A 25,017-nucleotide genomic window follows, 5' to 3' on the forward strand; every position below is an offset into this window, starting at 1 on the left:
CGGGGTCGGCTGCACGGCGGATGGATCTAGGGGGTTCCCCGGTACGGTCTCGGCATGGTGCAGGTGACGGCGTTGTCGCAGCGTGAGCGGCTGATCCTCGCCGAGCTGTCCGGCGTAGCCGGCCGCTACAGCACCGGCGTCGACCGGGACCGCTCCCAGGATGAGGCGATCGCCGCGATCCGCGCAGTCACCACCGACGCGCGGCTGCTCGGCATCCAGGCCGGGGTGGCGCTGGCCGACCCGTGCCAGATGAGCGGAAAAACGGTGCGACTGTTGAAAGCGGCCGGCGCAGACATGGCAGTCGCAGCCGGACACGCGATGGACGTACGGGAGCGGATGCGACGGCAGGGCGCCCGCTACCCCCACGAGGATCTGTCACCCCGTTGGGCCAGCGGAATCAGATTCGGCGGGATCGGGTTCGGCGGGTCCGGCTCGTGACCGGCGCAGCGCAGCTGATAGGCGTACCGGCCGGCGACCTGGCGCCAGAAGCTCAGCACGCAGACCTTCCCGGCGGCCAACCGCTCGCCCTCCCCGGCGCAGCGACCTAGAGCAGCCAACGCCGCCCACTCGGCAGCCCGGCACCGCAACGCAAAGACCCGCAGACCAACACCCACACCCACACCAGAGCGCCGGCACCCACCAGCCCGGCGACCACAACAACGACCAGCCGACCACTGGTCAACTCGACCCTCCATTACGGACATGCGCCTCCAGGCGGCCTCCCGCCGCCGGTTCGGACGAGTTCTCTGGGTCGGCCATGACCACCCGGCTCGCGCAGCCAAACTCGCCACGCTGCTGGCCCAGGCTCTCGTGGCCAGGTAGAACGACGCGGTGCGGCGACTCCGTCGGATCTAGCCGAGGCGCCTAGGGCGGCCCGAAGCTCGGACCGAGAAGACCCCTCTTTACGCCTGCCGATCATCAGCAAGCGAGCACAGCAGCGCTGCAGTGCGTGCCACGATCGACTGTGAGGTGATTGCTCCCAGCCGTTCACGAAACGCAAGTCAGTCGGCTACGTAGGCCACTGATCTAACAAGGTCCATCAGTTAAGCAGGCATGACGCAGCTGCGAGGAGCGGAACCGTTGCGGTAGAACATGTTTCGCCCGAGCCCGATAAGACCTCCTTCGTCGTTTAACATATCCCCCTCGATGGCGTTGGAGACGTCACGTAAGCAGGGTGGAGCCGCATCAGCGCTGCGGATACGCGGCGCCGCGCCCAGCACCTCGCCGCCGCCGTCGGCCCGGCGACCTATCGCCCCAAGTCCTTCCATGCTGCGCGCGCAGGCGATGGCTGTGGCTGCGCTGATCGAGCACACGGATGGGATAAGGCGGCATGAACCGTAAGGACGCAGTCCCGCCTCCGCCACTCGCGGCAGCCGCCTATGTGATCTTGAGTCGAAGGAGTTGGGAGGGCGTCGGTGCAGTGCCCTGACCGCGACGCTGGATCTGCCCCGCTCGGTCTGCGGACCTGGCAGTCCGGCATGTCACCGCTGTCGAGGCCGAAGCCACCGAGAGCAATACGGCGACGACTATGCCCTGCCTACGTCTTCCTTCGCCCCATCGACGCCCTCGAACTCCTTTGAGCCAGCCGATGACCTGCCGAGCTGTCCCCGCTGGCCGCCCTTCAGCCTAGCGCCGCCTCAGCCCCGCACGAATCGCGGCCAAGACCCCACCAGCGATCAGCACGAGGGCGGCAACTACACAGAACACCGTGTCGATAAGCCACATCTCTTCCACCATCTGACTGCATGTCGGCCTAGCGCCGCCTTCGACTAGCCCGGACCGCGCCGAACACCACACCGCCCACCAACGCGAGGACAGCAACCACGCAGAACACGGTGGCGACATGCCACGGCTTCACAGCACCCATGGCGCGGACCGTACCCAAGGCTTTTGGCAGCTGCTACCCACGGGATCGCGAATAGCACCCTGCGCTACCGTCCGACCACGGCAGGGACTGGTGCGCACGGGCAGCACACACCAGCCCCTGGGCCCCCGTGGGGCCGCCACCCGCATCCCCACGCCCAGCAACGCCAAACCCACCCGCACCCCTTCGAGGAGACCGCGACCTCCCCGCGCCACCTGCCTGCCCATCACCTGTCCGCCCCTCGCCGCGGCGGCGTAACCCTCCACTCATCCTCACCCGCCTCACCGGCGAAGAAGGGCCAAGATCACCCCTGAGGACTACGAGACGCTCGCCCTGCTCCGCTCCGGCGTCGGGTCGGCGCCACCCCCTCGTCCGAGACGCCACGCAGCGCAATCGCCGCCGACCGTCGGCAGCCCGCCTGAACCGCTGGGCTGGCGGCTCGCCTGCGTCCAGCAGCGCACCGCAGGTCCCGCCGGACTCCCGCTCGGTGCCGCGGCCTTCGTCGCCCGCGCCTCGACCCGCTCAACACGGGGTCAGAGTGAGCCGGGCTTCGATTACGGCATGCCGGATGCGGTAGGCGTCGCGCACCCCTGGCCCGCCGCGTCATCCTGAAGGGAACCGGTAGCCGTCCTGGGGCACGATGAGGCCATGAGTCAGCCGAAGATGTACCGAGCAGCCGACAAGGCTCGTCACCAGCCCCAGAATTGCCCGCAGTGCGGTAAACAGGAGGTGACACGGAGCTGGTCCAGAGATTGCCGATCAATCGGCACCTTCTATCTGCCGACCGACGGCTGCATCAACCCGGACTGTTCCCGAGGAACTCGCAATGGCAACCGGTGACAGCACGGCCTGGGGTGCGGGTGCGACACATCCCAGGCCGAGCCCGGACACCAACAGCCGGAGCCGCAGCCGCTCCCCAGAAATCGGGCGACAAGCGACCTTATGCTTGCGTTAGGCCAGGCGGCAGCCCAGGAAACGGCAGCGTTCCAGAAGGGCTGGGCGCTCATGATCCTCGACCTGCATACCGGTGGTGAGGCGGGCTCATCTGGCGGCACTCCTAGGCCGCGACGTCACATCCACCACAGCTGCTGGCGCAGACGCAGAGCCCTGACGGTCGTGTCCCCCTCGACGAAGCCGCGATCACCGAGCGGGACAACCGGATGCGGACAGGATAGGGGTCGACCGATCGAACTGACGTCGCGACGCCGCGCGAGAGAAGGGGGACGAACGGCTCGTAAGGCGGGCTCAGCTCCGCGGGTGATTCACCGCCCATGCGTAGTGGTGAAGCGACTGCCGCCACCCAGCGACTACACTTTTGTCATTTGCCGGAGGCGGCACCGGGCGACTTGGTGCAACGGGATCCGCTGAAGTGCAGCCGCTGCCATCGAGGCTTGGGGGCGACGCTCCGTACACGGGTGGTCCCGCCAGCTTAAGCTCGAGCCCGGCTAAGCTCTTCCGTCGCTTATCGCTTGGATGGTTAGGGTGCGCCCACGGCCCAGGTCGAGTCCCCACGGCTCCGCGGGCCGTCCTGCGTCCAGGGGCGCGCCAGGGATGCGGGAGCAGGGGCGGGGCGGCGAGGCGCAGCCGGATTGGCTTGGGGCGGATCCCTGCCCATCGCCCACCTCTCACGGTGAAGATGTCGCTGACACGCCGTCACTGACACCCTCGGGGATCGACCCTAGCGCACCCGTGAACATGCAGCCCAGGCAACACAACACGAGCAGCACCAATGGTCCCACCAGCCAGGCCACAATCACCCAAACGCCCACCATCGCACCCTTATTCGTCTGCTGATGCACCACAGCGGACGGCGGCGGAGGTGGGCAACGCGGCCCTACCGGCGGCGGAGGCGGGCAATACGGCCTCACCGGCGGTGGAGGGGGCAGGTACGGCTGCGGCGAATGCGGCTGCGGCTGCTGCTCGGGGTCCTGTGGATTCACGCTGGTCATAGTCCCGGCCATGCACCGCCGGCGGGGTATAGCAGCTAACCCTTCGATTTACTGATAACCGTCATTGCTTGATCGACTTCCTCGCAGGGCGCAGAAGCTCCCGACCCTGGTCGACCAAGAGCCGGGCCGTCGGCCATGCAGTCGGCGACCAAAGGGAGTAGAAGGGTGCCGGCATCCCGGGAACAGGAGCAGGGGCGCCGGACGGCGCACGGGGCCGAGTGTCAGGCCCGCCCGCGCACGTTGATGCTGGGGCGCACATCGCCAATCTTCAGACGCAGCGCGCCCACCAGTTAGCTGCCGACGAGCGCCGGGCGGCTAGTGCCTGGAGGAGTCAGTCGATGAGCCCGGCCTTCCTGATCGGGCTGTGCGCGCCCAGGGCGGTGGCTTCAAGGAATATTGGCGTCGGAGGATGTAGCGCGTGAGTCGTCGTTATGAGTTAACTGACGTCGAGTGGGAAGCCTTTGTCCAGATACCTGACGTTGGCGGTGTGGTGGTCGGCCTCGCGCCGATGACCGTCGGGTGCTCAACTGGATCGTGTGGAAGATCCGGGCCGGGGCGGCGTGACGGAGCATACCCGCCCGCTACGGTCCGGGCAGTCGATCTACACACGTTTCCGCAGGTGGTGATTAGATGACACGCTCGAGCAGATGCTCACAGGCGTCCATGCCGACGCGGTCGCCGCCGGGGATGTCGACTGGCTGGTCTCGGTCGACTCGGCCCTCGTGCGAGCCCACCAGTACGCCGTCAGCGCTAAAGGGGGACTCCGCGAAACGGAAGAAGCACAAGATCACGGCGCGCAGTTCAGTGCAGCTGTCGTCACGCTGATGGACGTGCGATCATCCGGGGAGAGGTGTTGGCAACCCGGGGGGAGCGCAGGTTGAGCGGCGAGTGGATGAGCGTCGTCGAGGCGTGTGCGGCCCTGGAGGTGTCCGTCCGCACCGTGCAACGATCGCTGAAGAATCCGCAGCAGCGCGCAACCGAGTGGGGCGGCGAAGGGCAGGGCTGGCGGTACAAGCCGCTGTCAACTCGGGGCATCTATCAGCTACGTCGGTCGTGGGTTAAGCGGAAGGCCGGCCAGCCTGAGATGTAGCGGCATGCTTTGGCACGGTTCAGGCATCTGACGCGGAGCGCCCCCACCTGCTCGGGCGTGGGCGCTCCTTATACGGCTAGGGCATCTATCGGGTCTCGACACCCTGGGCGGCCTGTTGGCACCGCTGGACGCGCCGTAGGCACTCCGTCAGCTCGTCGAGCTGGTGCTGGCGGCGTTCCGCTTCGTTGGCTAGCCGCACGGCAGGGGCCGGGTTCTGCTCTGGCCAGCGGTTCGCGCGGACGCTGCCGAGGAGCATCAGTATGGCGCCGACGATTCATCGGCAACGGGGACGGCCTGCACGATCATGGTGCGCCGAGCGCGGCCAAACCCTGGTCACCCTTCCCGTTGGCGGGGCAGCCGGCCGAGGGCTCGTGCGCGTTCGGCGCGATAGGCAGCGAGTGCCCGAACAGCGTAGGCGCCGGTTTCGCACTGCCCCGCACCGCAGGCCTCGCAGCCGCGGTGCGCTGCGGCGAGGGCCGCCGCGACCGTGACGTCCCCGCTGCCTCCCGGCGCGTCGTACATAGAGGTCACACACGGCTCCTGACATCGCGGGAGAGCTGATACCGGGCGGGTGCGCGTTCCTGGGGGGCCGACCCCCGCCCGGCCGGGTCGCCTCATGCCCAACGCCAGCCAGGTAGAAGGTAACCCGCCATCCAAGCTAGGTCACTCTGTGACCATTGGTCAAACAGTGGTTGAGGCTTATGGGCATGCGTGATGAAATCTGGATCGCCAGCCAGGGAGATCATCATGCCCATACCCATGTCCTCGCGTCAGATCGCCGACGACCTGACCGCCCGTATCCGCGGCCACGAGTACCAGGCCGGCGAAAAACTGCCCACCTTGAAGGAACTCGCCGACCTGTACTCGGTGAGCGTGTCCACCATCCAACGGGCCCTTGAACTGACCCGCGACCGCGGCCTGACGATCGGCCGCCCCGGCGCCGGCGTCTACGTTGCCGAACAGCCACAAGACGCGAGCCCTTCCCTCAGCTGACGAATCAGGTTCAAGAATCTGAACCGGCGGCACTTGTCACTCACCCTAGGAAGCTGGCTCTCACTCCACCCGGCCGCTGCCTGCTCTAAAAGCCGAGATTCTGTCAGCTTCGCTACCGCTGTCTGCAAGTGTGGATTGACGACGGCGGGCGGGAAGCAGGTCAAGGTCTGACTGCGCTGAACTCGTGAGGTGAGGTGACCCCTATCGGCCGGACCAAGGTGTCCGGTTTCAGGGGGTCGCTTCATCTTGACGCCGTCGCGATACGCCGCTACCCGCAATTCCACCGCGCAATGAGCAGTCGCGATGCTTACAAGCAAGCTGCACCTGGGCGGCGAGCAGAGGCACAAGCCCTTGGCGATGGTGCCAGCCGGGCGGCGAGGTACCAGTCCGCAGCTCATCCCGGCCTCGCTTCGATCCGTATACCGCGTGTGACCACCGCCCGCCGGCAGTGGATGTTGGCTCTGACAAGGCGTACGCATCGATGGTGATCCGGGCCGCCTGTGTCGAAGGGACCTCGCCGCAATCACTGCGAGCAAGGGCGACCAGGGCGGCCGCCGGCAGGCTACGGGTTCAAGAACGGGCTGCCTTCTACCCACACGCCTACCAGCAGGGTCACGTCGTGGAGGGCGAATCATCTGTCGGCAGCGCATTCGAAGCGTAGTAACGCGGTTCGACATCCTCATGCGCTACAAAGCCGCCATCCCCTAGCGGTCATCAACGCGCGGCTGCGACCGACTTGGACACAGGCCGCAAGCCATGACTGGTGTCATGTGTGTCCGTGGATCACGCACCATCACGTCATGACTAAGCACACTGGGATAGCGCTTCCGCAGCGATAAAACTCGACACCAACGCCGGTGCCGTCACCGGTCGGGGGATGTGGGAAGGGAGCGGGACGTGGACGATCGTTACGACAGTTACTGCGCGGCCGACCCGTTGTTCTACGACTCCCTGGGCAGCTCGGTGGATACGTCGTCGTTCTCCGCTGCCGAGCGTCCGGTGCCCGTCGGCTGGCGATGCGAGCCGCTCGGTGATTGGCTGATCTACGCTCCGGAGAGCGGCTCTCTCCCGCAACAAGGCTGGAAGGTCCATGTTTCGGCCAGCCTGCCGAACGCCGAGCGGGTGCTCACGGCCGTGTGGGATTACTGCGTGCCGCGAGGTCTGTCGTTTAAATTCATCCGCAGCCCGCGCGCGCTGCTATTGCGCAACTCCAAGTACGCCAACCGCAGTGCCAGCGGCAAGTTCGTCACCATCTATCCCCAAGACAATACTGAGCTGGAGTTAACCTGCAAGGAACTCGACGAGCTGCTCGCGGGCGAGCCAGGGCCCTATATCCTCAGCGACCTGCGGTACGGCGCCGGACCCGTCTACGTACGCTACGGCGGCTTCGCCGCCCGGTACTGCCTCTCCTCGGACGGTCAGGTGGTTCCGGCCGTGGAGGACGGCTCTGGGACGCTGGTGCCCGATCGCCGTGACCCGGTCTTCCACGTGCCGGCGTGGGTGACCCTGCCCGACTTCCTCGCTCCGCACCTCGCCGCCCGCAGCGCGACCAACACGGACGAGGTCCCCTACCGGATCGAGCGCGTGATTCACTTCTCTAACGGCGGCGGACTCTACATCGGCCGCGATGTACGCACCAATACGCCGGTCGTCCTTAAGGAGGCCCGGCCGCACGCGGGCCTGGACGCCGACGGCGTCGACGCGGTCGCCCGACTGCTCCGGGAGGCGAGCGTTCTCCGTCAGCTCGCGGACCTGCCGCAGGTTCCCAAGGTGCACGATGAGTTCGCTCTCGGCGAACACCGGTTCCTCGCCCTGGAGTACATCGAAGGGCTGCCGCTCAACAAGGCGCTCGTCGAGCGGTACCCGCTGATCGACGCGGACGCGACGGACGAGGATCGTGCTGACTATGTTCGCTGGGCCCGACACATCCACGCCCAGGTCGAGTCGGTAATCGGAGCGATCCACGACCGTGGTCTGGTGTACGGCGACCTGCACCTGTTCAATGTCATGATCCGGCCGGATGACCGGATCACGCTGGTGGACTTCGAGGTCGCAGCTCCCGCAGAGGGGCACCACCGCCCAGGGCTGCGCAACCAGGGCTTCGCCGCTCCACGTGACCGGATCGGACCGGCGGTCGACCGCTACGCTCTAGCCTGCCTACGCTTGGCGCTGTTCCTGCCGCTGACTCAACTGGTGCGCCTCGCGCCAGCGAAAGCCACCCACTTGGCCGACGTGATCGCCAGCGCCTTTCCGGTCCCACGGTCTTTCCTTGACCCGGCTATCGCGGAGATACTCCCTACCCCCCCACCTGGAACCAACTGCACGGCTTCCGCTGCTGGTGGGCGGACCGGGAACACTGACCCGGGGCGGCATCTGGCCGCCAACGACTGGCCTGGGCTGCGGGACCGGCTCGCCAGCGCAATCCTGGCCAGTGCGACACCCGAGCGAGACGACCGGCTCTTCCCCGGCGATATCGAGCAGTTTCACAGTGGAGGGCTGAACTTGGGCCACGGTGCCGCCGGTGTGCTGTACGCCCTCGCCATCAGCGGGGCCGGGCAGTGGCCGGAGCACGAGGACTGGTTGGTTCGGCGGGCGACCGCCCGCGTGGCCGGCACCCGGTGTGGCTTCTACGACGGGCTTCATGGCGTCTCGTACGCGCTAGAGCGGCTCGGCCGCCGCCAGGATGCCCTCGACGTGCTCGACATCTGCCTCGCCGAACCTTGGGAGCAACTCGACCATAGCCTGGAGAACGGACTGTCCGGAATCGCGCTGAATCTCGCCGAGTTGGCCGCACGCACCGGCGAAACCGCTCTGCACGACGCCGCCTTCCGGGTCGCTGAACGGATGATCGAGCAGCTGGCTGACGACCCCGGCGGCGACATTAGCGGCGGCCGTCACCCGTACGCCGGGTTGCTGCGCGGACGTACCGGGCCGGCGCTGCTGCTAGTCCGGCTCTACGAACTTACCGGCGACCTGAGCCTGCTGGATCACGCCGCCGCGGCGCTGCACCAGGATCTGCGCCGATGTCTCGTGCGCCCGGATGGCGCGCTGGAGGTCAATGAGGGCTGGCGGACCATGCCGTACCTGGGCCGGGGAAGCGTCGGCATCGGACTTGTCTTGCACCAGTACCTGGAACACCGCGTCGACGAACGGTTCGCCGAGGCGAGTGCGGGCGTCGCCCGGGCTGCCCGGTCGCCCTTTTACGCCCAGTCGGGCCTCTTCACCGGCAGGGCAGGCATCATCGCGTACCTAGCCGCCACCGCCCACGACGCCGACCTGCGACAGGAGCTAGACAGCCAGGTGCGGCGGCTGGCGTGGCACGCGCTGCCGTACCGGAATGGCATCGCCTTCCCCGGCGAGCAGTTGCTCCGGCTCTCGATGGACCTGGGAACGGGCACCGCAGGCGTGCTCCTTGCCGTGGCCGCTGCTCGGTACGGCCAGCCGCTGCCCCTGCCCTTCCTCACGCCCCTGTCGGGCGCCCAAAACTCCCCCGCACCCGCGGGGGCGACCGGAATGACTGGCAACAAGTGAAGGAGGTGACACGACATGGCGCTTCTCGACCTTCAGGGCCTGGAGATGGCTCCGGCCGACCGCACGGGCGGTGGTAGCCGGGCGAGCCTGCTGCTCTGCGGCGACAGCTCGCTGTCCATCACGACCTGCAACTGATCAGGTCACCAAGCGGAGCCCCGGGCGGGTATACGTACTCGCCCGGGGTTCCACGCGCAGCAGGAGGAGCGGATGAACGACCGGACCGCTGGTGACCGACTGCTACGTCGGGCCGCGCTGGAGGGTGGTAGCTGGACAGCCACCCTCGCGGTGGTCGCAGTGCTCGGCGCGATCGCCGAACTGCTGTTGCCTGCGACGCTGGGGCTCGCCGTGGACGCCGCCCTGGGCGGCGGCGCGGGTTGGTGGCCGGTCGTCGCCTGCGGCCTGATCGCCGCGATGATCGTCACAGATATTGTGGGCGGCCTGGCGGTCGGGTACAGCGCCGCGCGGGCCACCGCCCGGCTGCGCGGAACGCTGCTGCGACACGTGCTCGCGCTGGACGTGCGGACCGCCCGCAGGTACCCGGTCGGTGACCTGGTCGGGCGGCTGGTGAGCCAGGCGGCCGACGCCGGGCAAGCCGGCAACGCGCTGGTCTTCGGCTTGGTCGCGCTGCTACCGCCGCTGGGCAGCGTCGTCGCGCTCACTCTCTTGGAGCCGCTGCTCGGGGTCACTCTGCTCGGAGGGCTCGCCCTGATGGCCGTGCTGATGCGGGCCTTCGTCACCGATGCCTCCGCAGCCACCGCCGACTACCAACGGGCCCTCGGCACGATCGCCGGCCGGCTACTGGAGTCTCTTTCCGGGGCCCGGACAATCGCCGCCGCGGCGACCGTAGGACGCGAGGAGGAGCGGGTTCTGGCGCCACTGCCGGAACTGACCGACCATGGCTGGCGGAGCTGGCGGCTGCTGGCTCGAGCCAGCGCGCGTACCGCCGCCGTGGCACCGTTGCTGAACCTCGCCGTGATCGCTGTCGGCGGGTACGCGCTGACCAGAGGGTGGCTCACCACGGGACAGCTGGTCGCCGCTCTCCGGTATGCGGCCCTAGGTGCGGGTTTGGGCGCGGTGGTGGCCGCTCTCAATCGCGTGGTCCGATCCCGGGTGGGAGCGCGACGGCTCGCCGAATTGCTCGCCCGGCCGGTGCTGGCGGACGGTCACCGTGGCCTCCCACCCGGGCGTGGCGCTCTTCGACTGCAACGGGTCACCGTGCGTGGTGAAGACGGTCGGCCCGTCCTGCACGGCGTCGATTTGGCCGTGCCGGCTGGAGCCACGGTGGCGGTGGTCGGGATGTCCGGTGCCGGCAAGTCCACCCTGGCGGCCGTGGCCGGCCGGTTGTACGACCCGGATGAGGGCGAGGTGCTGTTGGACGATGTGCCATTGCCACAGCTACGGCAGGTGGAGCTGCGACGAGCGGTCGGACACGCCTTCGACCGGCCGGTCCTGGTGGGCCCGACGGTCCACGACGCAGTTGGCCTCGCCTTACCCGCCGACGCTGCGGCGCCGCCTGACGACGGATCGACGGCCACCGCGCCGGTGCTGCGAGCGACCCGGGACGCGACGGTCGAGGAGTGTGTCACTCGACTGCCGGAGGGCTTCCGCACCTGCCTCATCGATGCCCCGCTCTCCGGCGGGGAGGCGCAGCGGCTCGGGCTGGCCCGCGCTCTCACGGCGCGGCGGCTGCTCATCCTCGACGACGCTACCTCCAGCCTGGACACTGCCACGGAGCACCGGGTAACCCAAGCGGTCAGTGGGCGGGCCGGCGAGCGTACCCGATTGGTGGTGACCCACCGGATCGCGACGGCGGCCGCCGCAGACGCAGTGGCCTGGCTCGACGGTGGCCAGTTGCGCGCGTTTGCCCCGCACCTCCGACTCTGGGCAGATCCCGACTATAGGGCGATCTTCGGACCCTCCCTCCCTGGATCACCATGACCAAGGCGGACGTACGCCGGGTCACCTGGGCGGCGTTGCGGGCTAGTCGGCGTGACCTCTGCCGACTAGCCGCGTGGTCTGTGCCAGAGGTGCTGCCGGCCCTACTGTCTGGATACGTGGTGGCCCGCGCCGTGGACGAGGGTTTTCTTGCGGGCCGGTTTGGCACCGGTCTGGCCTGGCTGGGCGCACTCGCGCTAGCCGCGCTGCTTGGGGCGGCGGCGACTGGGCGGGTTTACCGTAGCCTAGGCGCCGTGGTGGAGCCTTTCCGTGACGATCTCGCCCGTCGAGTCGTCCGCGGGGCACTGTACGAGGCTACTGCCACGGGTGGCGCACCCGACAGCGCCGCCGTAAGCCGGCTGACCCACCAAGTGGAGATCGTCCGGGACACCTACGGTGGCCTGCTGATGGTGGTCCGGGATTTCCTGTTCGCCTGCGGGGCGGTCCTGCTCGGTCTACTCGCACTGGCGCCTGTGGTGGCGGCCCTGGTCGCGGTCCCTCTTGTCGCCGGGCTGGCCGTTTTCGGCGCGGCGCTGCCAAGGATGATCTCTCACCAGCGCACCTATGTGCGGGCTGGCGAGGCACTCGGCCGTTCGGTGGCCGTTGTGTTGGCGGGGCACCGCGATGTCGTCGCCTGCGGTGCGCAGGAGCGGATGGCAGCAGCGGTGGGCCGGGAGGTGGCTGCGCAGGCCGCCGCAGAACGGACCCTGGCCAGGATGACTGCGCTGCGCAGCCTCAGCCTCGGGCTGGCCGGCTGGCTGCCGCTGGCGGTGCTGTTGCTCGCCGCTCCCTGGCTGGTGCAGCGGGGACTTACTGCAGGCGCCGTGCTCGGCGCGATGGTCTACGTCGGGACCGGGCTGCAACCCGCCCTGCACTCCCTCGTGCAGGGGTTGGCCGGCGGTGGGCTGCGCTATGCGGTGACGCTGGAGCGGATCCTGTCGACCAGCCCACGTCCGGGTCACCTGAGCGATATGGCGGGCCTGCACCGGCAACGTGGCCCCTTTGGCGGTGCCGGCTCCGCTTCAGCAGTCCAGCTGCGCGCAGTGACCTTTCGCCATGGACCGCGGGCGCTGCCGGTTCTGGCTGATTTCTCGCTTACCGTGCCGGCTGGCGGGCACCTGGCGGTAGTCGGACCAAGCGGGGTCGGCAAGTCCACGCTCGCCGCGATCATGGCCGGGATGCTGCGGCCACAGGCCGGCACAGTCGAACTGGGCGGCATTCCACTGGCGAGTCTTGCGCCCGCCGCGGTCGCTGGCCTGCGGGTGCTGGTGCCGCAGGAGGCGTACGTCTTCAGCGGCTCGCTCGCCGACAACCTGCGCTATCTACGGCCCGAGGCGAAGGGTGCCGCGCTGGAGGAGGCACTGGGCGCACTCGGAGCAAGTGCTCTCGCGGCCCGCCTCGGCGGCCCGTCCGCTCTCGTAGAGCCCAATGCACTGTCCGCAGGGGAACGCCAGTTGATCGCCGCGGCCCGGGCTTGGCTCGCGCCTGCTGCACTGGTGATCCTGGACGAGGCGACGTCGCATCTCGACCCCTCCGCAGAAGCGGTCGTCGAGGACGCCTTCATGCGCCGCGCTGGCACGCTGGTCGTCGTCGCGCACCGAATCAGCTCGGCCATCCGGGCCAGCCAAGTGCTGCTTCTCGATGCCGAGGGCCCGGTGCTCGGCTCGCATCCGGAACTGCTGGCCCGATCGGCGACCTACCGGCAGCTCGTCGGGTACTGGGACGAGGCACCAGCGCCAGTCCGGGAAGCGCGTGGCGACGGCGACGAGGCCAGCAGGTTAGATCCAGCCCGCGTCCCGAGCGACCTGTACCGCCTCGACTCGGGTACGCGCACCACACTTGCGGGTGATTCGGGTCAGGTGGTTACGGACCGTGCCGGGGCGGAGCCCGAGTGACGCTGCCACCTCGGCGACGGGCGACCCTGCCGCTGTCAGCATCAGGACATCGGTCTCTCGAACCGTTAGCGGACCGTCCACGGGCGGCAGGTCGACCTCTAGCGCGGCGACGACCAGATCCGCGTCGACCACTGGTTCGCCGCGGGAAAGCCGCCGGACCCCGTCGACCACGGCCTGTGGCGGTACGTTGTTGCCGAGAATACCGATGGTCCGGCCGGTGGAAAGCAGGTCGCCGAGGCCGTGCGCCCGCCGAGGATCGGTGAGGACCAACAGCGGACAGGGGTTGGTAGCTATGGCCACGGCGTCGTCTACGAGATCGAGGTCAACCACTGCAACATCGGGCAGTTGCGTCCAGAGCGCCCGCCCTACCGGCTCTCCCCCGTCTAGCTCCGCAACCACCATGATGTCGTCCTCGGCGTCGAGGACGAGCGACATCGCACCACGGACCAGGGTGCCGTCGAGGGCGAGCAGTGTGCGAATCACGTCGTACCACTCCCATCCGAACAACCCCTCAGGTAACCGACCGTCATCATTCCAGCACGGGTAAAGTTATCCTGCTCGGTACGGATCCGTGCCCGGCTACAGCCAGCCGTGCTGTTGGGCCTTCCGGACCGCCTGCAGCCGGTTTTCGGCACCGGTCTTACGCAGCACTGCCGAGAGATAATTACGCACCGTACCGTGCGCCAAAAAGAGACGCTGTGCGATCTCCTTGAGTGGTAGGCCCTCGGCTGCGACCCGGAGCACCTCCAGTTCCCGGCAGGTGAGGGGACAGGTCGCAGGCTTCAGTACCGCCACGGCAGCGGTCGGATCGATGGCCCGCTGCCCCCCGGCCAAGGAGCGGACCATCCGGATCAGCTCGTCCAACGGCCCGTCCTTACCCACGAAGCCCCGCGCCCCGGCCTTCGCCGCTGCCTTGAGTACTCGAGGGCTCCACCGGCTGCTCATCGCCAGGACGGCGGCACCGGGGACCACGGCGGTGACATCCGCTATCACCGCAGTCGGATCGGGCGCCTCGACGGCCAGGCTGAGCAGTACAACGTCCGGTGGGCACCGGCGCACCAGGGTCGGCAGGTCGGCGACGTCGGCGACGTCGGCGACGACCGTCATGTCGCCTTGGCTGGACAGCACAGCGCATAACGCTGCACGCAGCAGTCCCAGCTCCTCGATGACGGCTACGTGAATCGACGGATGCTGGAGCGGCCAGCCGACAGCTGGCCCCCAGACGAGTCTGGTCGATTGCAAGGCAGTGTCGCCCGGCTTCGTACTGTCGCAGTTCGCGTCGCTCTGCGCGGGTGCGGACGAAGCCACCGAGTCCGCGTCGTGGGACCCGGTCACCACGCCGCAAAGGCGGCGAGCTGGCGGGGGAATGACACGACCTGCACATCCTTCCCTTCGCACCGACGCCGAATCATATCGCCGTGACCAATTGACGGCGCTCAGTAATGTCATCGTTTTGGCCATCAGCCCGACGAATGGGCAGCCATCCCCGCAGCCGGGCGGGGCTGCCTTCGTGATCGTTTCCAGCCAGGAACTTCGCAGTTGCTTGCCCGTGAGAACGACGTGCCCCTGTCGCACGGATGATTCGGGGTTTCGTCGCCAGGTGAGTACGACGGCGGACCGCTGGTGCCACAGCTGCTCCCTGCGAAGCTGGTTTTCTTCGTCATCTGGCTGTCGGTAGGCAGACGCCCTCGACTACAGCCAAGGCGGCGACGAGGCGTGGAGGCGGAGGGTGCGCGGCGAGCACGGCGCCTTCGCCTTAGCTTCGACGTCGGGCGTAGCGACACCAGGCTCGCGGGTTGGCAGCGTACGGCACACGGTTGCACGATGCGCCGTCGCCGAGCCTGAGGCGGTGCCAGCAGATGGCGGCACTGGCGAGGCAGGAATGCTCCATGAATGTGGACGCTGATCTCCTTGGGGGCCTGAAGGGGCGCAGAACTAGAGCAGCAGGGCGATGGCCAGCTCGACTACAAAACGTCGGGCAGCCAGTCCGCGCAGGGGTCAGTGCCGCGCTGGACGATGATGGAGTGGCCCTCTTCGCGCCTTACTGGCGACGATAGGAGTAGTAGCGTAGCTGCGGCCGGCGTGGACCCGTTCGGCTCGTTGCCAAGATGGCGCGGACACCATAAACCGGGGGACCTGTCGACATGGGCAGGATTTCACTGCCGCCGGTCAGGCTGACCGCAAGGGAGGTGCGGGGGCATCGGCAAGGCGTTGCGTTCCGACCTATTGCAGCATCAATGCCCACCGGTGTGGACTGGGTGGCAACTTCGGTCATGGGTCGCCGGGAGGTACGAGGCGTACGGGCATGATTCGGTGATCCCTGTCACTGCGGCAGGGACCGCTGCGAAGCCGGATGCGTTGAAAGGCTCGCACCTCATCGAGATGATCCTCACCAGATGCACTGGTGGGAGGGCAAAGCACCCACGGCCAAGACCTGACCTGAGGGACCAATGACTACAGAACCACCTGTCGACGTAACCGCAGAAATCACCGAGTTCACCAGCCTCATGCGAGCCCGCCTGCTCGGCGCGTTCGACGATGAGCACCCCGTCGGACAGTCACCTAACGAGATCCTCTGGAACCAGGTGCACGGCTGCGGCCGACTGGAGGCTGACACCGTCGAAGAGCTGCGGCGGAAGGTCCGGGACATGGTGGTCGTCAAACGCAACGTCGCCTGCCTCATCGCATTAGCGCTTGCGGCGGATCTGGCAAATCTCAGCGGCCGGTCCGCGATCGAGCACATCAACGAAGTCGAGCAGTGGCTGCTAGAGCAGCCCCCACCCGCATGAGCCCGCAGCGGCGGCGCTGGAGACCAGGACAGGAAGCCTCGGGATACCCAGGCGCACCTACCGTACGGCATGGCTCAATAGCCAGAAGCACCTCGGCACTTTGGCGAGACGGTGAAGTGCCACAAGAACTACCCGCGCTACAAGACGTCACTCGACTAGGTCTTGTCCCCCGCTGTTGGTCGATACCGCCGGCCTGGGTGCTCGTCGCGCTTGGGGGACAACGTTGTCTTTCCGAACGCGGAGGTGCGCGATCGACGGTGTGCGCGGGTCGCTGAAGGCCGTGACTCCAGGCACGAGGAGGGTGGGTGCGCTGGTGGCGGCGACGATCCTGCTGCGCCGAGCAGGCTGGGACGGGGCCACGGAGAGCAGGTGAGCGGCGGCGATGCCGCCAACGTCCGCCGTCGGCACCCGGACCGATCCCACGAGCACCGATGCGACGGTGGACTGGCGGCATCTAGGGGCGCCCGAATATCGGGGTTGGCCGTGGTAAATCTGTCGACGACATCGAGCCGCACTTGTACCACCCGAGGCATCGCCGTCCAGGACGGTTAAGAGTTGCCGCCCGGATGAACAGGTCCTCTCGGACAGCCGGGCGTTGTCCTGTCCGCATGCGGAGGTGCGCCCCCCGGGTTCCCGCAGGCCCGGGGGGCGCGGCTTACCGCCAGCCAACGGGGAGCCGCCGGCGGCAAGCGTTCGTGCCGCAACTGCGTGATCGACGGTACTGGACTTGGAGCCTTCTGGATCATTCGATCGTGGTATATGTCACCATGATCCGGCAGTGTCGGTGCCAGCCTGCGATAGCGGACATGCTGGCCATATCGCAGGGTGCAGAGCATGCCGGATCTCCGCGAGGCTGACCATGGGCCGCTATCGCGGAGACGGAGCGGTTCTCGGCCTCGACGACAGGCACCCCCTCGCGTGTCCTTATGAAGTCCGCCCGCCCGGCATTGCGTCGGCCGCGGGCCGGCCGACGAAGTCTGTCAAGCGTTCCTCACAGCGCAGCCGACACGGGAGGTAAGTGCTACACATACGTCATGTGCCACCACGGGCGTCCGACGTGTCCCGCAGCTCCCGCACACTGCCTACCTCACCCTGGCAGCGCCTCCCGCGAGAATTGTCCAGCCGCTAGCGGACGTGGCGCAGCACGGTGGAGGCCAGCGACTCTCAACCGGCGGCCGTTAGTCGGTGGCTTCGGCGTCATCGGGTAGAGAGATGCATTTGGCGTAGCCGGTGGCCAGGTCACGCAACTACTTGAGTCGGTCTAAGCAGCGTTCCACGGGGATAGGTCACCGTGTCGAAGGCTACTGGTCGCCCGCCGCTGCTGCCCCTTGGCAGCGCAGCGGCCGCCCTGGTTGGACGGGCGGGAACTGCATGCTCGGATACCGCGTTGCCGCAGCGCTCGGCGGGTCGAGTTGTGGGCGTCTCTCTTGTGCGCGATCAGCATGTCGGGGCGTTTGCGGAGCCGGCTGGGCCTGGGCTCGTTGACCCCGGATCGCATCGAGCAGCGCGTGGAGTTGAGGTTGTCGACAGCTGGCCAGGTCAGCAGGATCGACAGCGGCCAGCAGCGGCCGTGGATGGCGAGATGGATCTTCGTGCTCTACGGGCCCGGAGGTATGGTTGCGCCCCCCGCCCGGCGGCACCGCATGCAGCTTGAGCAAATCCAGAGCACTTCGGACGTTCTGGGCCTTGACGCAGTGCTGGGGTAGGCGGATCGTCGAGGGAGTGCCTCCTGCAAACTAGGGCACCTCCCTTTCCTCACTAGCATGAGCAGCTTGGTGGCGGCAATATTCACGGCGCCCACTGGATGGCCGGCCCGCTGTCACCCGCAACCGGGTCACCGACCGTTCTCGCTGACCCCGTCTAGGTGATTCCAGCCATGCGGCGGCACGTGCTACTCGGTAAGGCCCCTCCCGCCGAGGGCGGTTCATACCGAGGATCGGGTCAACTCGAATGCGACCATCGCAAGGACCACAACAAGCGACAGCAGACCAAGGATGAGGGCGCGTCGAAGGCTGACTGCGCCCCGCTCCGCAGCATCGGATGAATGTCGATTGAGTCTGGTCATCCCAACCTCCGGTACGTCGGTGATTGCGCAAGCACGGCACTTCCGCTCGCCGCGTCGCCTTCATGGCGTGTAGCTATCGGCAATAAAATAAGGATCAACGACTATCCGAACGCCCCCGGCCAGCCGAGTAACAGCAGCCGGTCCTAAACCAGGATCACGCGCCATTGCCCTGGCTACCGCTGGCGCAAGTCCAGGCTCGGCACCACGTCTGATAGGCCCAGCGGAGCTGGCAGTGGCAGGAGGATCAGCCACCATGGTTAGCGGTAGCTGGCCGCGAGCGCTACTCACTCCGTCACCGGTGCCACGACTACATCCTTCTGCGCGAAAGCGCCCCCACCAGCTGGTGGGGGCGCTTTCGCCTCTCCGACGACCGATCAGAGAGGGCTCACGGCCCCGCCCACGTCTGTGACCGAGGCCGCTCTTGGCCTGGGGGCCTAGATTAATATAGCTCTCGCGGGCGACGGCTTGGAACTAGCTATTTCCATCCTCTATGGACGGTCGAACGTGCATCGTGACCCCGTTGAGGAACCAAGACATCCCCGGCCTGCAAGCAGGGCATGCATGACCTCCGGTGATCACCTGTGGGCGCGCACAGACCGCCCGCTCTTCTGCACCGTGCTGGGCTGGACCAAGCCGCACCGGGCTCGGGGGCGGTCGACCCCGGTTTGCCCGACCTGATCCTGACCTACGGGCTCAAACCACCTGCGGGAGCACGCGCCAGAAGATCTGCCTGTGCGTCCTGAGCGAGACCGCCCATCGCAAGGCCAAGGGATCCCGAAGGCATTCGGCCGTCCGCGTTCGGTCCGGCCGACTACCGATTGCGGTGAGGCGCGGTATCAAGCAGCTCTAGTACGGCAGCCGCCGTTCGGGATCATGGCTGGAGTTCGAGGTTGAGGCGTCGGGCGTAGTGGGCTTGGCGGGCTCGGGCTTGATGGCGGCGGCGCCAGTCTGACCAGCGCAGACGGTGGGTGAGGTCGCGGATCGGGCGGAGTACGAGGGTGTTGATCAGCCGGCGGGTCTCGTTGACGGTCAGCTTGATCAGTCCTGTGTCGGTGGAGTCGTCGTCGGCGTCGGCGGCGCAGATCGCCAGAACGGCGAGGGCGGCCAGGGCCAGGGTGGTGAAGCGGTGCCAGGAGTCCCAGCGGCGGACCTGGTGCTGGTCGAGGCCGACCTGGCCCTTGGCGGCTTGGAAGCTTTCCTCGACTGTCCAGCGGATGCCCGCGACCCGCACGAGTTGGGCAAGAGTGGCCTGTTGCGGGGTCCAGCAGCGGTAGAAGGCCAGCTCGCCGGTGGTGGTGTTGCGGCGGATCAGGAGGCTGTGGTGGCCGCCGTCGTCGGGGTCGGCATCGGTGCAGACGTCGTCGAGCCAGGCCCAGTCGTAGAAGCGTGGCCCTTTCGACCCGGCGCCTGCGCTGCGGCGCTGCCACACCGAGGCCGGTAGGTCGGCGGCGACCCGGTCAGCCCGCACCCGAGTCTTGCCGCCGTCGAGAGGGACCAGGTGACTGCGGGAGACGCCCAGGACATAGCCCAGGCGGTGTTCGCGCAGGTGAGCGCGGAAGACGCTGCTGTTGCCGTAGGCCTCGTCCGCAGCCGCCCACGCGGCGGGGACGCCGGCGTCGACCGCAGCGGTGATCATGTCGGCGGCCAGCTCGGACTTCGTGGCGAAGACGACCTCATCGGGAACCCCGGCGGCCTGGCATCTGTCCCGGTCATCGGTCCACGACACCGGCAGGTAGACCCGGCGGTCGATCAGCGTGTGCCCGTGCCGGCTGGCGTAGCCGCAGAACACCCCTACCTGCGCGTTCTCGATCCTGCCGGCGGTGCCGGTGTACTGGCGTTGCACCCCGACCGAATGCGTGCCCTTCTTCAGGTCCCCGGTCTCGTCGACGACCAACACCGCGTCCGAGTCGCCGAACCGGGCCACGACCACGTCGCGCAGATCGTCGCGGACGGCGTCGGCGTCCCACACCGCCCGATACAACAGCCTCTGCATCGCGTCCGGCCGGGCATGCCCGGCCTGCTCCGCCAACTGCCAACACGTCTTGACCTCGACATCCGAGAGCAGCCCGGCCACGAACGCCGTCGCCGTGCGCCGCGGCTCGACCCGCCCGAACCGTCCCGCGAACGCCTCGCACACCCCGGCCAGAACCTGCCGCCACCGGGCAGGGTTTACGCTGTGGCACGCGGCCACCGCCAGATCTGAAGTTATGTCCACAGCAGACAGACGATCACGCGGTGGCCGCACCTCGTCTACCCGGCCCCACCAGCGACATCTCAAACGGCGGCTGCCGTACTAGCTGCACCGGTCCATGGCTGCCCGCTAGTTGTACTGCCCAAGGAGGTGGTGATGTCGTGTGCGCTCCCGTCCGCGTGGACGGCCAGTACGTAGTCGATTTTCCGGTCGGTCAGGCCGGCCGCTCGGGTGGGCGTTGGCGCCGTAAGCGGCGTCGGCCACGACCACCGGCGGCGTCATGGCCCAGCCGGCCAGCTCATCGAGCATGTCCAACGCCAGCCGCCACTTCTCACGGTGTCCGATCCCGTGCGGGATGCGGGTAACGGTGCGGCGGTCGGTGTCCGCCGCCCACCGCTTGGGCAGAAGCAGGCGCCACCGCAGCGGGCAGGAGGCGATGGCACTGGCGGCATGGACGCTGACCGGAATCTGGCAATTGGCGCGCTTACCTGTGGCCCCGCAGTCCTGCGGGGCCACAGCGACCGACATTCCTCCCTCCTTGGGCACAGACGCGTCGTCGATCACCCAGGCCGTCGGGCTGATCAGCGACAGCATTCGCTCCCAGATCCGCCGCTGCACCGGCACCGGGTTTCAGGTGGACTGTTTCACGAACTGCAGGTTCTACTCGCTGCCGTCCGGCAGCCTCGAGGCCATGGCCTGGACCGACGTGCGGGGGCCGTCCAGCATCAATCCCCACAGATAGCAGTCGCCCTTGGCCCGCTGGTCCTTACGCGGCGCCGATGCGAACACGTCAGCCACGTACAACGTCAACTTCGCCCGGACACGGTTCACTTCATGTGCGTCCATCCATCCACCATGTCCAGGAACAGACCGCACCCGAAGACCTAACGGAGCCTTTCTAGAAAAACTCGTCGAGCAGCTGGTAAAAGGCCATCTTGTTCTCGTCGACGTGGTGCGCGCCGTAGCGTTCGAGGAACCGCTGGGCGTACTCGGGGCCAAACCAGGGATCCTCGTCGATCTCCAGCTCGCGGGCGGCGAGGGCCAGGTCGGCGTGGCGATCGGCGCGGCCGAGGCGGCCCACATCGATCATTCCGGTGACTCGGCATGTCTCGGGATCGAGCAGCACGTTGTTGGGGCACAGGTCCCCGTGGCAGACGACCAGATCCTCTTTCTCGGGCCGCGTTCGGTCGAGCTCGGCGAGAAGCTGGTCACCGGACCAGTTGGCGTGCTCCTCTTGGAGGTCGTCCAGGTCCACGAGGCCCTCGCGTAGGTTGTGGCGGGCTTCGGCAACCGTCACCGCCAGGCTGCGATCGAAGGGGCAGCCACCGACGGGCAGTTCGTGCAGGGTGCGGGCGAGGTCGGCCATCGCCTCGACGACGGCGAAGCGCTGGTGCTCCGGCCACTCCTCGGCGGCCGATACGCCGGTGACGGCCTCGGTGACGAGGAAAACCGAGGTGTCGTCGCCGCCGCACTCGACAATGCACGGAACCGGGATGCCGTGGCGGGTGAGCCAGGTGAGCCGGTCGGCCTCGCCCGCCAGGTCGAACGCGGAATTTTCCGGTTCGCGCGGAGCGAATTTCACATAGAGCTCGGGCTGCTGTCCGGCGAGGCGGTAAACGGAGGCGCCCGAATCTCCTTCGTTCACGGAGGTCCATTCGTAGTGCTGGTATTTCCGGCGCAAGATGGCGTACATGGTCGGAATCATGGCAGAGGTCACGCGGCTTTCTCCGGGAATGTTGATACTGCTTGAACAATTTCGGACACGAGCGGTTCGGCTCACTGAGGATCGCCTGCGGGGGTGGGCGTGGGCGTCCGTCGAAGTCCCGTGCGCACGGGGAGAGATAAGCCTCGGTGAGCTGCAGCAGGAAGGCCGTCTCCGCTGCGAGGTCGCCCGTGTCCTGGTTGGTGCTGAGAACCACGGCGGCGGGGCCCGGCTGGGCGCCGGCCAGCTTGGCGGTGCGGGCCCGGCGGAGCACACAGGCGGTCACGTGGGCGTCCGTGTGCTCGGCGGGCACACCTTGGCGCGCCACATGGGCGCGCGCGCTACGCAAAACGGCCGGATCCGCGTAGTGGCTGAGGATGAGGATGGCGTCGCGGATCTCGATGACCGTCCGATAGGCCATCAGTTGACGCGGGACAAGAGGTTGGAGGAGCACTAGCACCCGGGAGCGGGTGGCCGACAGGGCGACGTGTGGTACGGCGTCGACCAGTTCCTGCCATAGGGGCCAGATCCGCCAGATGGTGCTGGCGTGTCGGACGGCGTGGCGCACTTCTACGACTGTGGGTACCAGGAGCGCGGCGGCGCGCAGAACGGCGTGCAGGCTCATCAGGGCGCGTAGCGCGGTGCCGGGGTTGGAGCCGATGGCGAGGAGCACAAGATGGGCGAGCCAAAACAGTCCAGCGAACGCGGTGCCCCATCCGAAGAGAGCCAGACCGAGGTTGACGGACGGGTGAGGGCCTCGCCGCCCGTAAGTCCAGCAGACCCAGACGCAGACCACGCAGGCCGTGATGTGAACAGCTGTGAGGAGCAACCAGTAGGCGGCGCAGGGGATGCTTGCGCGTGCGAAGAATGGCCCGTGGCTGTTTGGGGGGACAGCTCCGAGCCCTGCGAGTGCCAGGAGCATGGCCATCACGGTGGCCATGGCGGCGAGGAGTGCGCCGCTGCGGAGCCGTGCCCGGGTGGCGCGGACAGTGAAGAGCAGGACGGCGCCGGCGGACATCACGCCGATCTGGTTCCTGACGATGGCGACGGCCCGGGGTGAACCGGTCACGGCGGCGATCCACTCGCGGACCGGTTCGATGTTCAGGATCATGGCGAGAGCGGCGGAGGCGACCGCGAGCCACAGGGCCCGATGGTGGGGTTGGCGGATCGCTGGGAGGGCCCGCAGCAGGAGGGCCGCACACAGTAGGCCGATGCTGGAGAGGTCCAGTGCGAGGGCCCAGTCTCTCGGTAAGTCAGAGCTCATGGTCAGTGCTCACTCCGAGGGCCGCGTGCAGGTTGCCGTAGATGTTGGACGGCCGGCTCCGCTCGGCGCTGGCCTCTCCGAGGCGGATGAGCGTGGCCAGCATCTCGGCCTCCTGTTCCTGGCTGGTGGAGTAGTTGGTGCGGGCCAGCATGCGGCTGACCAGCCGAGGACTGAGGTCGCCGAAGAGGGCCTTCAGCGCGCCGGCATCGGTCAGGGCGTGGTGGCCGAAGAGCATGTGGCCGATCTCGTGGAGAACGATGTGTTCCTGGTGGGACCGTGCAGTGCGTTGCTCGTAGAAGATGTGGTCGTCGGTGTCGGTGGCAATCCACAGGCCGCATGCCCCGGCCGCGACGGCTTGAAGGGGAAGCGGGTGAAGGCGGAGCGGACGCCTGCGGTATGCCACGAGATACGCACACAACGTCTCCAAGGAGTAGGGGTGAGGCAGGTCGAGTCGGCGCAGCAGCGGCCGACAGCGTCGACGCAGCCTGGCGATCCTGTACGACATGCGGCAGTTACCGTTCGGCCTTCCTTTGGGCGGCATTGGAACACCGCGGACCGTCCACTGAGAGCTCGCCCGCGCGGCCGTGTGAGGCCGTGACGGCACGGCTGGAGGGCCGCGGGCCGTCTGGGCCGGATGGCGTTATGTCGGCGCAGCGGCCTGACGGCATCGGCGTCTCGCCCGCACGCACAGGGGGCGTAGCGGAAGGTCTGGGCAGGGCGAGCCACCAGACGGTCGCCGCATGTCGCGATGGCGAGGCGCGAGCGAAATAGTCGGTGGAGCGCTCCAGCATGCGGACAAGCGGTCGACGTCGACCGTGTCTAGGTCCGTGTGTGGGCCGTTGGTGCGCTACCACTCAGTCAGGAAGGAGGGGGAAGCGGTTATTCCCCGTCTCGGACCGCTCACGCAACTCTTGGCGGCGGGTGGCGTGGAGGGCATTACCCCACGCCTTCGTCGGTCGGTGTGAGAATAAATGACAGCCTCCCCATGTTGGGCGTCCTGGACGACGCCTATGGGCGTATTCCGGTCGCCCTGGATTTCGCTTACGTTGTATCCCCGGGTGTTTCGATCTGGCCGCCGTCCGGAGCGGCCTGGTGGTCCTGGTCGTCGAGAGACGCGAGGTGCTGCACCTTGCGTGCTGCGTTGACCATGATGAGAAGGGCGTCCAGGCTCTCTGCGGACAGTCCCTCGGCCCGCAGGGCGAGGTTGCGCACCCGGGCGTCGCGCAGCGCGGTGGCCAGCTTGAGCTGCGAGTTGACGCGTTCGGCCGTCTCCTCGTTGAGGAAGTACTCAGGCGGCACCCCGAAGAACTCGGCCAGTACGTCCAACTGCTCCAGTGTGACGTTGCGCTTCTTGCCCGTGGCCAGCTCCCACAGGTAGGTGCCCGAAATGGCGCCGCCCGTGGTCTCGCGGATCTCCTTGGCCAGCCGGCCGTAGCCCGGCCGTTTGCGCTCGTCCGGGTACAGGGCGGCGATCAACTCATTGAGGCGCTGGTCGAACTTCCGCAGCAGCGGACGCTCCGACGGCTTGGGGGTCGCCCCGCTGACCGGCATGCGCATCTCTCCTTCCCGCTCCGGCTAGTCCCCGGACGCGCCCGCTCAAGCGGACGCCATGCACCCGATCATCAAAACAGCCATCAGCCTATGTTGACAAGTTCGTGTCAACTCGGCGTACCATCATGCGCAGCTTCATCCACTTAGTGAACAGCCCGCCCGGCGGACCGCCGGGCCCTCCTGACCACGGAGGTTCGG

General features: G+C 67.7%; 13 protein-coding genes and 3 pseudogenes. 7 read left to right on the top strand and 9 right to left on the bottom strand.

Annotated features, from left to right (window positions below):
• The first annotated feature begins 54 nt into the window (after positions 1-54).
• The 6 genes from ACN27D_RS00885 to ACN27D_RS00910 all read left to right on the top strand — a co-directional run bounded on the left by ACN27D_RS00885 (position 55) and on the right by ACN27D_RS00910 (position 13,257).
• Entirely contained in the window at positions 55-438 is a 384-nt protein-coding gene (locus ACN27D_RS00885) for a hypothetical protein (RefSeq protein ID WP_244933126.1), read from the top strand.
• Positions 439-5,650: 5,212 nt separating this feature from the next.
• Positions 5,651-5,896 (top strand): winged helix-turn-helix domain-containing protein, encoded by a 246-nt coding sequence (locus ACN27D_RS00890; RefSeq protein WP_120569349.1) that lies wholly within the window; start codon positions 5,651-5,653, stop codon positions 5,894-5,896.
• An 897-nt stretch (positions 5,897-6,793) separates the two neighbouring features.
• Entirely contained in the window at positions 6,794-9,427 is a 2,634-nt protein-coding gene (gene lanKC / locus ACN27D_RS00895) for a class III lanthionine synthetase LanKC (protein ID WP_421498265.1), read from the top strand.
• A gap of 15 nt (positions 9,428-9,442) precedes the next feature.
• Positions 9,443-9,562 (top strand): SapB/AmfS family lanthipeptide, encoded by a 120-nt coding sequence (locus ACN27D_RS00900; protein ID WP_120569348.1) that lies wholly within the window; start codon positions 9,443-9,445, stop codon positions 9,560-9,562.
• A 72-nt stretch (positions 9,563-9,634) separates the two neighbouring features.
• Entirely contained in the window at positions 9,635-11,365 is a 1,731-nt protein-coding gene (locus ACN27D_RS00905) for an ABC transporter ATP-binding protein (RefSeq protein WP_120569347.1), read from the top strand.
• Positions 11,366-11,616: 251 nt separating this feature from the next.
• Positions 11,617-13,257 (top strand): ATP-binding cassette domain-containing protein, encoded by a 1,641-nt coding sequence (locus ACN27D_RS00910; RefSeq protein ID WP_421498266.1) that lies wholly within the window; start codon positions 11,617-11,619, stop codon positions 13,255-13,257.
• Here the strand turns inward: ACN27D_RS00910 and ACN27D_RS00915 are convergent.
• Both ACN27D_RS00915 and ACN27D_RS00920 read right to left on the bottom strand, forming a co-directional pair.
• Positions 13,141-13,740, bottom strand: a complete 600-nt coding sequence (locus tag ACN27D_RS00915; protein ID WP_120573721.1) for a response regulator transcription factor — start codon at positions 13,738-13,740, stop codon at positions 13,141-13,143. The genes ACN27D_RS00910 and ACN27D_RS00915 overlap by 117 nt on opposite strands.
• Positions 13,741-13,836: 96 nt before the next feature.
• On the bottom strand, positions 13,837-14,364 hold the full coding sequence (locus ACN27D_RS00920; protein ID WP_162959359.1) for a response regulator transcription factor: 528 nt from the start codon (positions 14,362-14,364) through the stop codon (positions 13,837-13,839).
• A 1,343-nt stretch (positions 14,365-15,707) separates the two neighbouring features.
• Between ACN27D_RS00920 and ACN27D_RS00925 the strand changes: the two genes are divergently transcribed.
• Positions 15,708-16,046 carry a hypothetical protein gene (locus ACN27D_RS00925; protein ID WP_120569345.1) on the top strand — a complete coding sequence of 113 codons (339 nt, stop codon included), beginning with the start codon at positions 15,708-15,710 and terminating at the stop codon, positions 16,044-16,046.
• Between the two features lie 1,250 nt (positions 16,047-17,296).
• On the opposite strand, the pseudogene ACN27D_RS00930 reads toward ACN27D_RS00925, so the two are convergent.
• The 7 genes and pseudogenes from ACN27D_RS00930 to ACN27D_RS00960 all read right to left on the bottom strand — a co-directional run.
• Positions 17,297-17,643, bottom strand: a pseudogene (locus ACN27D_RS00930) (IS5/IS1182 family transposase); the annotation flags it as partial.
• Positions 17,644-18,982: 1,339 nt separating this feature from the next.
• Positions 18,983-20,302: an IS701 family transposase gene (locus ACN27D_RS00935; RefSeq protein WP_420891099.1), complete on the bottom strand. Its 1,320-nt coding sequence runs from the start codon at positions 20,300-20,302 to the stop codon at positions 18,983-18,985.
• Positions 20,303-20,412: 110 nt separating this feature from the next.
• Positions 20,413-21,148: pseudogene (locus tag ACN27D_RS00940) on the bottom strand (IS701 family transposase); the annotation flags it as partial.
• 52 nt (positions 21,149-21,200) lie between these two features.
• A complete protein-coding gene (locus tag ACN27D_RS00945; RefSeq protein ID WP_421498267.1) occupies positions 21,201-21,995 on the bottom strand; it encodes an APH(3')-V family aminoglycoside O-phosphotransferase in 795 nt (264 codons plus the stop codon).
• A gap of 205 nt (positions 21,996-22,200) precedes the next feature.
• A pseudogene (locus ACN27D_RS00950) lies at positions 22,201-23,268 on the bottom strand (MAB_1171c family putative transporter); the annotation flags it as partial.
• Positions 23,258-23,773 (bottom strand): hypothetical protein, encoded by a 516-nt coding sequence (locus ACN27D_RS00955; RefSeq protein ID WP_120569341.1) that lies wholly within the window; start codon positions 23,771-23,773, stop codon positions 23,258-23,260. The gene ACN27D_RS00955 and the pseudogene ACN27D_RS00950, both read right to left, overlap by 11 nt.
• Positions 23,774-24,309: 536 nt before the next feature.
• Positions 24,310-24,819, bottom strand: coding sequence for a hypothetical protein (locus ACN27D_RS00960; RefSeq protein ID WP_120573719.1), 510 nt, complete (start codon positions 24,817-24,819; stop codon positions 24,310-24,312).
• Positions 24,820-25,017 lie beyond the last annotated feature (198 nt).

Origin of the sequence: Micromonospora sp. WMMD1274, from assembly GCF_049179035.1 — a bacterium.
Classification (GTDB): domain Bacteria; phylum Actinomycetota; class Actinomycetes; order Mycobacteriales; family Micromonosporaceae; genus Micromonospora; species Micromonospora tulbaghiae.